The organism is Streptomyces sp. NPDC002125, from assembly GCF_053593715.1.
The window spans coordinates 113349-125700 of sequence record NZ_JBSFDD010000005.1; the positions used below are offsets into that span (position 1 = coordinate 113349).

The 12352-nt window shown below is 72.5% G+C and carries 13 protein-coding genes; 7 read left to right on the plus strand and 6 right to left on the minus strand.

Annotation, left to right across the window (positions count from 1 at the left end):
• Positions 1–44 precede the first annotated feature (44 nt).
• The 4 genes from ACWCQM_RS10780 (at position 45) to ACWCQM_RS10795 (ending at position 3524) form a co-directional block, all read left to right on the plus strand.
• Positions 45–1325 (plus strand): MFS transporter, encoded by a 1281-nt coding sequence (locus ACWCQM_RS10780; protein WP_450914942.1) that lies wholly within the window; start codon positions 45–47, stop codon positions 1323–1325.
• Between the two features lie 66 nt (positions 1326–1391).
• Positions 1392–1727, plus strand: a complete 336-nt coding sequence (locus tag ACWCQM_RS10785) for an FmdB family zinc ribbon protein (protein WP_450914943.1) — start codon at positions 1392–1394, stop codon at positions 1725–1727.
• 224 nt (positions 1728–1951) lie between these two features.
• Positions 1952–2800 (plus strand): S-methyl-5'-thioadenosine phosphorylase, encoded by an 849-nt coding sequence (locus ACWCQM_RS10790; protein ID WP_450914944.1) that lies wholly within the window; start codon positions 1952–1954, stop codon positions 2798–2800.
• Between the two features lie 169 nt (positions 2801–2969).
• Positions 2970–3524 (plus strand): RcpC/CpaB family pilus assembly protein, encoded by a 555-nt coding sequence (locus ACWCQM_RS10795; protein ID WP_450914945.1) that lies wholly within the window; start codon positions 2970–2972, stop codon positions 3522–3524.
• 28 nt (positions 3525–3552) lie between these two features.
• Here ACWCQM_RS10795 and ACWCQM_RS10800 read toward each other — a convergent pair whose 3' ends face one another.
• The 6 genes from ACWCQM_RS10800 to ACWCQM_RS10825 are packed head-to-tail and all read right to left on the minus strand — an operon-like array spanning position 3553 to position 9001.
• Positions 3553–3780: a hypothetical protein gene (locus tag ACWCQM_RS10800; protein WP_450914946.1), complete on the minus strand. Its 228-nt coding sequence runs from the start codon at positions 3778–3780 to the stop codon at positions 3553–3555.
• A gap of 21 nt (positions 3781–3801) precedes the next feature.
• A complete protein-coding gene (locus ACWCQM_RS10805; protein ID WP_450914947.1) occupies positions 3802–4206 on the minus strand; it encodes a hypothetical protein in 405 nt (134 codons plus the stop codon).
• Complete coding sequence (locus ACWCQM_RS10810; RefSeq protein WP_450914948.1) at positions 4203–4913, minus strand: QcrA and Rieske domain-containing protein; 711 nt, start codon at positions 4911–4913, stop codon at positions 4203–4205. The genes ACWCQM_RS10805 and ACWCQM_RS10810 overlap by 4 nt, the downstream gene beginning before the upstream one ends.
• Positions 4910–5512 (minus strand): 4Fe-4S dicluster domain-containing protein, encoded by a 603-nt coding sequence (locus ACWCQM_RS10815; protein WP_073753294.1) that lies wholly within the window; start codon positions 5510–5512, stop codon positions 4910–4912. The genes ACWCQM_RS10810 and ACWCQM_RS10815 overlap by 4 nt, the downstream gene beginning before the upstream one ends.
• A gap of 7 nt (positions 5513–5519) precedes the next feature.
• Positions 5520–7844: a molybdopterin oxidoreductase family protein gene (locus ACWCQM_RS10820; RefSeq protein ID WP_450914949.1), complete on the minus strand. Its 2325-nt coding sequence runs from the start codon at positions 7842–7844 to the stop codon at positions 5520–5522.
• Positions 7841–9001, minus strand: coding sequence for an MFS transporter (locus tag ACWCQM_RS10825; RefSeq protein WP_450914950.1), 1161 nt, complete (start codon positions 8999–9001; stop codon positions 7841–7843). Before ACWCQM_RS10825 ends, ACWCQM_RS10820 begins: the two co-directional genes overlap by 4 nt.
• A gap of 177 nt (positions 9002–9178) precedes the next feature.
• Here ACWCQM_RS10825 and ACWCQM_RS10830 point away from each other — a divergent pair, with 177 nt between their 5' ends.
• The 3 genes from ACWCQM_RS10830 to ACWCQM_RS10840 all read left to right on the plus strand — a co-directional run bounded on the left by ACWCQM_RS10830 (position 9179) and on the right by ACWCQM_RS10840 (position 12323).
• Positions 9179–10303: a P1 family peptidase gene (locus tag ACWCQM_RS10830; RefSeq protein ID WP_450914951.1), complete on the plus strand. Its 1125-nt coding sequence runs from the start codon at positions 9179–9181 to the stop codon at positions 10301–10303.
• A gap of 146 nt (positions 10304–10449) precedes the next feature.
• A complete protein-coding gene (locus ACWCQM_RS10835; RefSeq protein WP_450914952.1) occupies positions 10450–11196 on the plus strand; it encodes a DUF6227 family protein in 747 nt (248 codons plus the stop codon).
• Positions 11197–11327: 131 nt separating this feature from the next.
• On the plus strand, positions 11328–12323 hold the full coding sequence (locus ACWCQM_RS10840) for a helix-turn-helix transcriptional regulator (RefSeq protein WP_450914953.1): 996 nt from the start codon (positions 11328–11330) through the stop codon (positions 12321–12323).
• Positions 12324–12352 lie beyond the last annotated feature (29 nt).

Here is a 12352-nt window from a genome sequence, read left to right on the forward strand (position 1 = left end):
CGCCCCCGGGCGCACGGCCACCAGGCGGCAGAAAGGCAAGGACCGTGGCGTCCACGGTCTCCGACCGCCCCGGTTACGGGCAGTTGCTGCGCACCCCTGGTGCGTGGACCTTCCTCCTCCCGGGCTTCGCCGCCCGGCAGCCGTTCGCGATGCTGACCATCGGCATCGTGCTCCTGGTCCAGCACACCACCGGCTCCTACGGCAGCGCGGGCGCCGTGGCCGCCGTGTCCGGTGTCTCCATGGCCCTGTTCGCGCCCCAGAGCGGCAGGCTCGCCGACCGCTTCGGACAGCGGGCCGTGCTCCTGCCCGGCGTCCTGGTGCACGCCGCCTCCGTCTGCGCCCTCACGGCGCTCGCGCTGGCGGACGCGCCCCTGTGGGCGCTGTTCCTGGCCGCGGTGCCCACCGGGGCGTCCATTCCGCAGGTCGGGCCGATGGTACGGGCCCGCTGGGCCGCCCTGCTCGGGGCCGCCCCCGGACGGCCCGCCTCCCCGCTGATGTCCACGGCCGCAGCCTTCGAGTCCGTGACGGACGAGTTCACCTTCGTCGTCGGGCCCGTACTCGCGACGGCGCTGTGCACCGGCGTGCACCCGGCGGCCGGACTGCTCGCCGAGGCCGCGCTGACCCTGTTCGGCGGCGTCCTGTTCGCCGCCCAGCGCGCCACCCAGCCCGCTCCCCGGAGCGCCGCCACGGCGGCCGAGCCGCACCGCTCGGCCCTCTCGGTCCCGGGGGTCAGGGTCCTCGCGATCGCCTTCCTGGGCATCGGCTCGGTCTTCGGCGGCATGCAGGTCTCCCTGACCGCCTTCGCCGAGGAGATGGGCAACCCAGGCGTGAACGGGCTCCTGTACGGGATCTTCGCGGCCGGCAACATGCTGGCCGGCATCGCCTGCGGGGCCATCGCCTGGAAGAGCAGCCCGCGCCGCCGGCTGATCGTCGGGTACGTGGCCCTGACCCTGACCGCGTCCGGGCTCTGGGCGGTGCACTCCGTGCCGCTGCTGGCCGGACTGGGCCTGCTGGTCGGGCTGTGCATCGCCCCGGCCCTGATCAGCGGCTACACCCTGGTGGACGCGCTGGTCCCGGCGTCCGCCCGGACCGAGGCCTTCACCTGGCTGACGGGCGCCGTGGCGCTCGGCCAGGCGGCGGCCGTCACGGTGGCCGGGCAGCTCGCCGACGCCCACGGCGCGAGCACGGGTTTCGTGGTCCCGCTCGCCGGTACGGCGCTGGCGCTGGCGACCCTGCTGGCACTGCGCACACGGCTGGCACCGCGGTCCGAGGGGCGGACGGTGGCACGTGGGATCGGTCACCGCGAGCCGGTCACGGTGGACTGATCGCTCGGAATACGTCAGTATGGAGCGTCGTTAGCACTCATTGAGTGAGAGTGCCAGGAGGAGCAAGTGCCGACCTATCAGTACCAGTGCACCGAATGCGGCGAGGGCCTCGAAGCGGTGCAGAAGTTCACCGATGATGCCCTGACCGTGTGCCCGAACTGCGAGGGACGCCTCAAGAAGGTGTTCTCGGCCGTCGGCATCGTCTTCAAGGGATCCGGTTTCTACCGGAACGACAGCCGCGGCTCCTCGTCGAGCAGCACGCCGGCCACGTCGTCGTCCTCCAAGACGTCCGACTCGTCCACCGGGTCGTCCGCGTCGAAGCCTGAAGCGAAGCCGGCCGCCTCGGCGTCGAGCTCGTCCTCGGCTTCCTCCACGTCGTCGAGCGGTACGTCGGCCGCCTGACGGCAGCCCGCTAGGGCCGTCCCTCCGGGGCAGTTCACCGAGGGCACGTCGAGGGCAGCCTGTTGACGAGGCGCCTGCCGAGGGCAGCGCGTTGACGACGGCCTGTTGACGAGAGCCTGCCTGGGGCAGCCTGTTGAGGGCAGCGCGCACATCACACGCTTCACCGGGACCCCGCTGATTCGATCAGCGGGGTCCCGGCCGTACGCGCCCGTTACTGTGACCGCATGGCGAACGCGGAGACGAACGCAGCGGACATCGGTGTCATCGGCGGATCGGGTTTCTACTCCTTCCTGGAGGACGTGACCGAGATCGAGGTGGACACCCCGTACGGGCCCCCCAGCGACTCCCTCTTCCTGGGCGAACTCGCGGGCCGCCGGGTGGCCTTCCTCCCGCGTCATGGCCGCGGCCACCATCTGCCGCCGCACCGCATCAACTACCGCGCCAACCTCTGGGCCCTGCGGTCCGTCGGCGCCCGCCAGGTGCTCGGACCGTGCGCCGTGGGCGGCCTGCGCCCGGAGTACGGTCCGGGCACGCTGCTCGTACCGGACCAGATGGTCGACCGCACCAAGACCCGCGTCCAGACGTTCTACGACGGAGTGCCCCGCGCCGACGGAGTCCGGTCGAACGTCGCGCACCTCGGCTTCGCCGACCCGTACTGCCCCGAGGGACGCAGGGCGGCCCTGGCGGCGGCACGCGGACGCGACTGGGAGCCGGTGGACGGCGGAACCCTGGTCGTGGTCGAGGGCCCGCGCTTCTCGACCCGGGCGGAGTCACGCTGGCACGCGGCCATGGGCTGGTCGGTCGTCGGGATGACAGGGCACCCGGAGGCGGTGCTCGCCCGTGAACTGGAGCTCTGCTACTCGACCCTCACCCTGGTGACGGACCTCGACGCGGGGGCCGAGGCCGGGGAGGGCGTCAGCCACGCCGAGGTGCTGGAGGTGTTCGCGGCCAACGTGGACCGGCTGCGCACGGTGCTCTTCGACGCGGTGGCGGCACTGCCCGCGAACGAGGACCGCGCCTGCGTGTGCGCGCACGCGCTGGACGGTATCGACACGGGGATCGAACTGCCTTAGCCCGCCCGGTCCGGGCCTCCTTGGTGGAGTGCGACTCGTACGGGTGGCCAGGTTTTCCACACTCCGGGGGTTGTCCACAGGGCCGAGCGGGATGTGCGTCGAGCATGGATCGTGGAGCAGGTCCGGCGGGGCATCCCCCGGACTTCCCTCACTTCAGGTGGTGTTGGCCATGTTCCCGTCGGTGCCCGCTACACGTCCCGCCCCTCCCGCCCCCTGCGGGGTGCCCCCCTTCGCGCCGCTGAGAGTGCGGGGCGGCGGGCGCCGGTTCCGGCGGGTGCTGCGCGGCCGGCGTCGCGCGCTGGCCGCCGGGTTCGCGCTCGCCTCGGCCGCGCTCGCCGCCTCGGGGATGGGCGGCGGCAAGGGTGCGGCGGCCGTCGCCGGTGACGCGCCACCGGGGCCGGAGCAGCGCAGGACCGTGCGGCTGGTGTCCGCTCCGGTGCGGATCGCCGACGCGGCGACGGTCGGGCTGCTGCGGCCGGGCGACCGCGTCGATGTCATCGCGGCGGTCGACGGGAGCTCCGGAGCCAGAGTGGTGGCACGCGACGTCCGGGTGGCCCAGGTCCCCCGCGGCCCCGGGGGCACTTCCTTCCCGGAGACCGGCATGGGGCCGGGCATGGGGGACGGCGCCTTGGTGGTCCTGTCCGTGGAGCGGGACACGGCGACGGCTCTGGCCGGCGCGGGTGTCTCGGGACGGCTCGCGGTGGCGGTCTCCCGCCGGGCGTAGCCGGCCGGCGGCGAGGGCCCGGCCGGGATCAGATGTGGTGGGGCGGCTTCTCGTCCAGGAAGCGCGCCAGGTCGGCGGCGCTGCCACCGGCGGGAGCCCGCTCACCCCATCCCTGGTCCGTATCGTCCGTGGACTGCCGGTCCAGCGGATCGTCGAAGACCAGAGCCGGCGGCTTGGGCCTGGACTCCTGCGGCGGCTGCTCCTGCGGCTGCGGCGGCTTCGATTCTCGCGGTCCGGGGGCGGGGGCGGTACTCATACCTCCAGGGTACGGCCGCGTTCACCGGTCCTTCGGATCGATGAGCCACAGCCCCAGGACGACGAGGAACGACAGGCACAGGAAGCCGGCGCCCCACCAGGCCGTGCCCGTGTCGCCCTCCATCCACACGTTGACGACCTCCGTCAGCGCCCAGAGCTGGCCTACGACGACGCTCAGCGCCAGAAGCAGCCGGGCCGTCAGCTTCGCGGAGCGCTCGGGTTCCTGCTCGGAACCGGCCCCCGGGCCGGGGCCGGTGTGGCTCACCCGTGGATCGGCGTATCCGCTGGTGGGACGGATCTGGGGATAGCGCTCGTGGACGGGGCGGTTCAGCTCGGCCCTGGCGCTGCCCGGGTGGTACTCGGGATACACGGTTCCGGCCGGCTCGGGGGGCCTCGGGGGCTCGACCGGCTCCAGGGGCTCGGTCATGACCGCCTCCCCGCCGAGCCATCGGACCCACCCGGCGAGGCGCTCTCCGGAGCCGGCGCGGGCGGTGCCTCCGCTCCGCCTCCGGTGCCGGGGCAGCCGATCCGGGAGGCCAGGTCGGGGCGCTCGTCGGCGAGCTGGCGGCAGAGCCCCGCCTCGATGCTCTCCCCGGACCGGGTGGTGCCCACGGCCCAGACGCTGCCGTCCTCCAGCTCGGTCAGCGCCACCTTGGGCAGCCCGCGGGGCGGCGGCCCGGCGGTGACCTCACCGGTGCGGGCGTCGAAGACCCCTTCGTGACAGGGACAGTAGAGCTCGCCCTCGGTGCCGCGGTCCTTGCGCCAGAGCACGGCGCAGGCCAGGTGGGTGCAGACGGCGGAGTAGCCGACGAGGGTGCCGTCGTCCATCCGTACGGCGACCGCCCGGTCCTCGTCCCCGGGGTAGCGGAAGGCGAGCGATTCGCCGGGCAGCAGCTGAGCGGCGATCTGCTTCGGGGCCGGCGCCTTCCCGTCGTCCGGGTCGCCGTGGCGGTGGAGGATGCCGCCCGCCACGGCCAGTCCGCCCACGGCCAGTCCGCCGGAGACGGTGGCGACGATCCGGAGGTAGTCCCTCCGGGTGGTCAGCGAGTCGGCGGCGATCCTGTCGTGCAGGGCGTCGCGGGGGTCGTTGCCGGAGTTGTGGTCGTTGCCCGGCTGCTGTTCGGTGACGCTCATCGGCGGACGTCCTTCCCGTTGATCTCGACGACGGGAAGTCCGCCGGGTACCGGCCACTGGACCCGGTCGGCGGGCACGACCATGGCCACGCCGGTGCGGACCTCGCTCTCGCCGAAGACGAAGGTGTCGGCGACCTGCACACCGGGGCGTTCCGCCTGGAGTTCCTCGACGGTCCCGTAGAAGAGGGCGCCGGTCGGGCAGACGGTGGCGCACATGGGCGCGAGTCCATAGGCGGTGCGGTCGTAGCAGAGGTTGCACTTCATCTGCAGCTTCGCCTGGAGGTCGATCTTCGGGACGCCGAAGGGGCAGGCGTTGACGCAGTTGGCGCAGCCGATGCAGCGGGTGGTGTCGGCCTGCTGCACGACTCCGTCGGCGGTGACCAGGATCGCGTCGGCCGGGCAGACCTCGGCGCAGGGGGCCACCGGGTCCTCGCAGTGCATGCAGACAGTGGGAAGGGAGGCGACGGAGGAGCCCTCGTCGGTGTAGTCGAGGTGGATCATCGACTTGCCGCGGTGGGAGTCGCATTCCCGGCAGGCGGAGACACAGGCCTGGCAGCCGATGCAGCGCCCCGGGTCGATGAAGATCGTTCGGCCCATCATCCGGGCATCAGCCCCTCTCCGAGGTGCCGCGGCCCTGCGGGGCCGTCGGCGGCAACGGGTCGGTACGGGAGACCTGGGTCTCGGGGTAGGCGACGTGTCCGGGTGCGACCGGGGGCGCGGGGACCTCGTCGATCTCTGCGGCGTGCTCGATGCGGCAGGCGCAGACCTTGTACTCGGGAATCTTGGAGCGGGGGTCGAGGGCGTCGATGGTGAGGGCGTTCGCCGCGGTGGGGACGGGCCAGTGGTAGGGGATGAAGACGGTGTCCGGCCGGATCGCCTCGGTCACGAGAGCCGGGAAGACCTCGCTGCCGCGCCGGGTCACGACGCGGACGGGTTCGCCGTTGCGGAAGCCGTGGGAGGGGTGCACCTCCGCCCACGGGCGCGGGGTCTGCTCGACGAGGCCGCCCAGCCGTCGGGTCTGGTTGCCGGACAGGAAGTGGGCGACGGTGCGTCCGGTGGTCAGCGTCATCGGGTGTTCGTCGTCGTACGGGTCGGCCGGCGGGTGCCACTCGACGACCTGCATATGGATCTTGCCGTCGGCGTGGTAGGTCCTGCCGTCCTCGAACAGCCGGGGGGTGCCGGGGTGGTCGGTGGAGGGACAGGGCCAGGCGATTCCGCCGGTCTCCTCCAGCCGTTCGTAGGTGATGCCGGAGTAGTCGATGATGGTGCCCGCGGAGGCCCTGCGCAGTTCGTCGAAGACGTCGCGGGAGCCGCCGAAGGCGAATTTGTCCCCGGCGCCGAGACGCCGGGCGATCTCGCACATCACCCAGGTGTCGGTCCGCACTCCCGACGGCGGTTCCTGCGCCTTGTTGTGCTTGACGACTCTCGCCTCGGCGTTGGCCATCACTCCCTCGTCCTCGGCCCAGATGGTGACGGGGAAGACGACGTGCGCGTTGGCGGCGGTCTCGGAGAGGAAGAAGTCGAACTGGGCGTGGAACTCGGTGGTGTCGTACCCCTCCTTGACCACGGCGTAGTTGGGGAGGGAGACGAAGGGGTTGTTGCAGATGCCGATCAGGCCGCGGATCTCCTGACGCTGCATCTGCCAGACCATCTCCATCATCGAGGTGCCCGCGTGCGGGAGTTCGGACTCCTCGATGCCCCAGATCTCGCAGATCTGCCGGCGGTGGTCCTCGTTGAGGATCGAGCGGCCGCCGGGAAGGAGGTCGGCCTTCTGGCCGTGCTCGCGGCCGCCCTGCCCGTTCCCCTGCCCGGTGAGGGTGCCGTAGCCGGCGCCGGGCTTGCCGATGTGGCCGGTGGCGGTGCAGAGGTTGATCACGCTGAGGCAGTTCTCGACGCCCTGCGTGTGGTGCTCGATGCCCCGGGCGTGCCAGGCCATGGCCTTGGGAGCGCGGGCGAAGGCGCGGGCGACCTGGACGACCTGTTCGGCGGGGATCCCGCAGATCTCGGCGGCGCGGGACGGCGGGTACAGGGCGGCGTTGGCCTTGACCTCCTCCCAGCCGGTGGCATGGGCGGCCAGGTAGGCCTCGTCGGTGAGGCCCTCCTCGATCACCACGTTGAGCACGGCGTTGAAGAAGGCGGAGTCGGTGCCCGACTTCAGCGCGACATGGATGTCGGCGGTGCGCGCGACCGCCGTCTCGCGCGGGTCGACCACGATCAGGGTGGCCCCGCGGTCCCGGGCACCCCAGACGTACTGGGTCAGCACGGGGAAGCACTCGCCGACGTTGGCCCCGGCGAGCAGGAGGCAGTCGGTGAGGAGGATGTCGGAGAACGGGTTGCCGGCCCGGTCGATGTTGAAGGCGAGCTTGTTGGCGCCCGCCGCGCTGACCATGCAGAGCCGGCCGTTGTAGTCGACGTGCCGGGTCCTGAGTGCCACCCGGGCGAACTTGCCGACCAGATACGTCTTCTCGGAGAACAGGCTGGCACCGCCCAGCACCCCGAAGGCGTCCCTCCCGTGGGCCTGCTGGATGCGCTTGATCTCGGAGACGGTGAAGTCGAGCGCCTCGTCCCAGGAGACCTCCCGCAGTTCCTCGTCACGGGAGCGGCGCATCAGGGGCGCGGTGAGCCGGTCGGGGTGGTTGACCTGCTGGTAGGCGTTGATGCCCTTGGGGCAGAGCCGCATGCGGTTGATGTCGTGGTTGCGGGGCTCCACGCCGAAGACCTTGCCTCCGCCGTCCACACGGAGATACATCCCGCACTGGACCCCGCAGAAGCAGCAGTGGGTGGGGACGAGCGTCTCGCCGGTCTGGTCGGCGTGCCACCGGTCGGCCGGGATGCCGCCGGCGTCCCGGAACCCCCGGGTGCCCGGAGGGGCGAGGGAGGGGTCGAGGGGGAGCACGGTACGGCCGTCGGCGGCGTGTGGGTCCGCGGTCACTTGTAGCCCTTCTTCACCTGGGAGAGATATGCGTTGCCGCGCAGCACCCGCTTGCAGCGCGGGCAGTACTCGGCCCATTCGTCGAAGCCGAGTTCGAGGTCGCGCATGGTGCCGCGCAGGTTGTCGACGTAGGCCCCGGTGTCGATGGGCTCCTCGCAGCGGCGGCAGGCGAAGACCTCGTCGCCCTGGCGGGACGTGTATTTGAAGAGCTGCATGCCGACCGCCGCCGGGCGCTGCACGATGTGGAAGAACTTCCCGAAGGGGATGTAGATGAGAGTGAAGACCACCGACACCATGTGGAGGATCGCCAGGAACTCGTATCCGCCGCCGTGCAGGAAGATCGAGGAGAAGGTGAGCAGCAGCCCGGTCACGGAGATGATGATCAGGGCGAGCAGCGGGACCAGGTCGTAGGCGAAACGCTGCCCCGTCATGGCGCCCCGGTCCTTCATCCGGCGCCAGAGGAAGTAGCCGGCGCCCGGGATGACCAGGACGGCGGCGAGGTCCAGGCCGTGGAACATCACCCAGCCGACGAAGTTCAGCGAGTCGAATCCGAGGATCTTGATCCCCCAGATGCGCATCTCGTAGCCCGGCCCCGAGCCGCTTCCGGACGTGAAGGTGAACCAGCCCCAGGTGAGCGGGAAGGTGATCAGCGAGGCGAGGACGCAGCCCCAGAAGATCAGCTGGTGGGCGGCCCAGCGGGCGTGCGACCGGGCACCGAGGAACTTCTGGAAGCCCAGGTACGTCGCGATCATCTTCGGCAGGGCGGTGGGGGCCTTGCGGAAGTTCTCGGCCGAGAAGAAGCTCCGCCAGCCGTTGACGAAGAGCCGCCGGGCGCCCGGTGCGGAGACCCAGACCGTGTAGCGGTAGGCGACGCCGAAGGCGAGGAAGACGCTGGCCACGGCGTACGGGAGCAGCGCCGAGTCGAAGTCGTGCAGCAGTCGGCTGCCGAACACGATCGCGAGGATCAGCAGTCCGGAGACGACGGCACCGGCCAGGGTAGCCCTGCCGTTGACGGACCTCGGAAGGGCCTGGGCGGCCTTCGTGACAGCTGCGGGCCCACGGCGCGGCTGCCGGACGTCCGGACCGCCAGGAGGGTCGGTGGGAGTGCCAGGGGCGGGCTGCACCCCTGCGGCGGGCGGTTCTGGTGGCTCGGTCACCCGGCCACCGTAGGTCCGTAAAGAGAACTTGGTCCCGTTTTATGCCCCTATGGGGTGAGCGCGTCGCCCACCCGGCCCGCGTCCGGCGGCCCCTGCCCCGCCGCCGCTCCTGTTGCGGTCGCCGGTACCTTCGCCCGTACACGCACCGCCCCGACGCACCGCAACGAGGAGCCCGTGATGACCGAGCACGCCGAGGACCTGCCCGTTCCTGGCCCGCTGGACGCGCTGACGGACGTGGCCGGAATCCGCGTCGGGCACGCCCGGGTGCCGGGCGAGGGCGCGCTGAGCGGGACCACCGTCGTCCTCGCACCCGACGGCGGCGCCGTGGCGGCCGTCGACGTGCGCGGCGGCGGCCCCGGCACCCGGGAGACGGACGCGCTCGATCCGCGCAATCTGGTGCAGCGGGTCGACGCGGTCGTCCTGACCGGCGGCAGCGCGTTCGGGCTCGACGCCGCGTCCGGTGTGATGGCCTGGCTGGAGGAGCGCGGGCGCGGCGTCCGGGTCGGCCCGGACCCCTCCCAGGTGGTGCCGGTGGTCCCGGCCGCCTGCCTCTTCGACCTGGGCCGGGGCGGAGCGTGGCGCGCCCGCCCCGACGCCTCGACCGGCCGGGCCGCCGTGGAGGCCGCCGCCGCGTCCGAGCCCGGCTCCCGGGTCCCCGAGGGCACGGTCGGAGCGGGCACGGGCGCGGTGGCGGGCGCGGTCAAGGGCGGCGTCGGCACGGCGAGCGTGCGGCTGCCCTCCGGGACCACGGTCGCCGCGCTGGCCGTGGTCAACGCCGCGGGTTCCGTCATCGACCCCCGGACCGGCGTCCTGTACGGGGAGTACGGCGCCGGGGAGCCGCCCGCGCACCCCGCCCCCGCCGTCCACGAGGCCGCGCGCCGGCGGCTGGACGAGATCCGGGAGGCACGGGAGCGGACCGCGCGGGGGGACAGCGCCTTCAACACCACCATCGCCGTCGTCGCCACCGACGCGGCACTGACCCGCGCTCAGGCGCAGAAGCTCGCGGGCACGGCGCACGACGGCCTGGCGCGCGCCGTCAGGCCGGTCCATCTGCTCAGCGACGGGGACACCGTCTTCACCCTGGCCACAGGCCGGGTCCCCCTGCCTCCGGAGCCCGTCGCCGCGCTCAACGAGATCCTGGCGGCCGGGGCGGACGCCCTGGCCCGCGCCATCGTGAAGGCCGCCCGGGCCGCCACCGGGGTCGACGGCCCGGGCGGCACGTTCCCTTCGTACAGCGAGCTCTACGGCGGCCCGCACGCACAGCGCGGCAGCGGGTCGGGCAGCGGGAACGAGGCCGGGTGAAAGGGCGGTCGCACGGGGCGCACCGGCCTGTGGGAACTTTCTGCGTGAGCGGTACGTTTTTTGCGAACCCCGGTCACGATGTCAGACCCAGGGACTACGTTATGCACGCATCGGGTAACACGCGGCAACGGCCTGGAGACAGCACCTTGAGCGATCCGTACGAGACAACCGAGCAGCACCTCGAGCGACTCCTGCGATGCGCCCTCAACTCCTTCGATATGTCGGACACCACGGTCGACCGGCTCGGGACGGCGCTGGCGCACAGCAGCGCCCTGCACTCGTCCCACCACAGCGCCGTGCTGCACCGCGAGACCTACCGCCACACCTACCTCCTCTCCGACGGCACCGCGCTCACCCTGTGGGAGCTGGTGCACGGCGGAGGCAGGGACACCGGCGCGCCCCTCCGCCACGAGCTCTACGACGACGAGGGCGACGCGCAGATCGCCGCCGCGCGGCTGGACGGCAGCTTCTGGGACACCCCCGCCTTCGGTGACGACACCCTGCGGGAGGACCTGGAGGCGCTCACGCTCCTGCTGAGCGTCCCCCCGGTCCCGCTCCCCCGCATGTACGCACCGGACAATTCGGCGGACCACGCCCGCCGCGTCCTGCGCCGCGCGGAGAACGGCGACCGGCCGGGGGCCGCGAAGGCCGGGCTGCTCCGGGCCGCCTTCGCCCACCACATCACCCAGATCTTCGGCCGCCAGTGCCGGGTCGACGGCCAGGACGCCGGCTTCACGCTCTACGAGCACGCCTTCCTCCTCCTGGACGGCAGCGAGACGAGCCTGTGGGAGGTCGAGCACACGGCCACACCCGACGGCCGCCACATGTGCGAGGTGTACGAGGACGAGCACGCCGCGCGCAGCGCCATGGAGAACCGCAGCCGTATCTGCTGAGCGGCCGGTTCCGCCGAGCAGCCGTATCTGAAAAACCTGAGTGCCCGCAACCGCTGAGCGTCCGCGCCGCTCAGCCGTGGGATCTTCCCAACAGGACGGAAGCTGACCTGTTGGGAAGGCATCCTGTGCGCATGACGGATACCGCGGCCAGGCTGCTGACCCTGCTGTCGCTGCTCCAGACCCCGAGGGAGTGGCCCGGCCGCGAGCTGGCCGACCGGCTCGAAGTGAGCGCGCGCACCATCCGCCGCGACATCGACCGGCTCCGCGAGCTCGGCTATCCCGTCGAGGCCTCGCGCGGTTCGGTCGGCGGCTACCGCCTGGTCGCGGGCACCGCCATGCCGCCGCTGCTGCTGGACGACGAGGAGGCCGTGGCCATCGCGGTCGGGCTGCGGGCCGGCGCCGGGCACGCCATCGAGGGCGTCGACGAGGCGTCCGTACGCGCGCTGGCGAAGCTGGAGCAGGTCCTGCCGTCGCGGCTGCGGCACCGGGTCAGCACCCTGCAGAACGCCACGGTGCCGTTCACCCGCGGCGACGGCGCGACCATCGATCCCAGGACGCTCACCGTGATCGCCTCGGCCGTCACCGCCCGCGAACGGCTGCGCTTCGCCTACCGCTCGGGCGACGGCACGGCGTCGAAGCGGCAGGCCGAGCCGTACCGTCTGGTGAGCACGGGCAGCCGCTGGTATCTCGTGGCGTACGACCTGGTCCGCGAGGACTGGCGCACCTTCCGGGTGGACCGGGTGAGCGAGCCGTTCCCCACCGGCGCCCGCTTCACCCCGCGTGAACTGCCCGCGGGGGACGGGCACGCGGCGGAGTTCTTCGCCCTGTCGATGTCACGGGCACAGCCGCAGCTCGCCCTCGACGTGACGTTCCACGCCCCGGCAGGCACCGTGGCGGCCCGGCTGCCGGCGGGGCTCGGCACGGCGGAACCGAGCGGCGACAACAGCTGCCGGCTGCGTTCGACGACCACGGACTCGCTGGAGTGGGTGGCCCTGCGGCTCGCCATGGTGGACTGCGAGTTCCAGGTGCACGGGCCCCCCGAGCTGGTGGAGCACATCGCCGGCCTGGGCTCCCGCCTGACCCGCGCCGCCTCGGCCCCGGCCCTCGACGAGCCGTCCGGCCCCTGACATGGATGAGCCCCGGCGCCGGGGGGGGG

Excerpts from the sequence above, each read along its gene's own strand:
- ACWCQM_RS10815 (WP_073753294.1), bottom strand. The coding sequence starts at position 5,512 with ATGATGGGCCGAACGATCTTCATCGACCCGGGGCGCTGCATCGGCTGC.
- ACWCQM_RS10840 (WP_450914953.1), top strand. The coding sequence starts at position 11,328 with ATGACGGATACCGCGGCCAGGCTGCTGACCCTGCTGTCGCTGCTCCAG.
- ACWCQM_RS10830 (WP_450914951.1), top strand. The coding sequence starts at position 9,179 with ATGACCGAGCACGCCGAGGACCTGCCCGTTCCTGGCCCGCTGGACGCG.
- ACWCQM_RS10805 (WP_450914947.1), bottom strand. The coding sequence starts at position 4,206 with ATGACCGAGCCCCTGGAGCCGGTCGAGCCCCCGAGGCCCCCCGAGCCG.
- ACWCQM_RS10795 (WP_450914945.1), top strand. The coding sequence starts at position 2,970 with ATGTTCCCGTCGGTGCCCGCTACACGTCCCGCCCCTCCCGCCCCCTGC.
- ACWCQM_RS10810 (WP_450914948.1), bottom strand. The coding sequence starts at position 4,913 with ATGAGCGTCACCGAACAGCAGCCGGGCAACGACCACAACTCCGGCAAC.
- ACWCQM_RS10790 (WP_450914944.1), top strand. The coding sequence starts at position 1,952 with ATGGCGAACGCGGAGACGAACGCAGCGGACATCGGTGTCATCGGCGGA.
- ACWCQM_RS10800 (WP_450914946.1), bottom strand. The coding sequence starts at position 3,780 with ATGAGTACCGCCCCCGCCCCCGGACCGCGAGAATCGAAGCCGCCGCAG.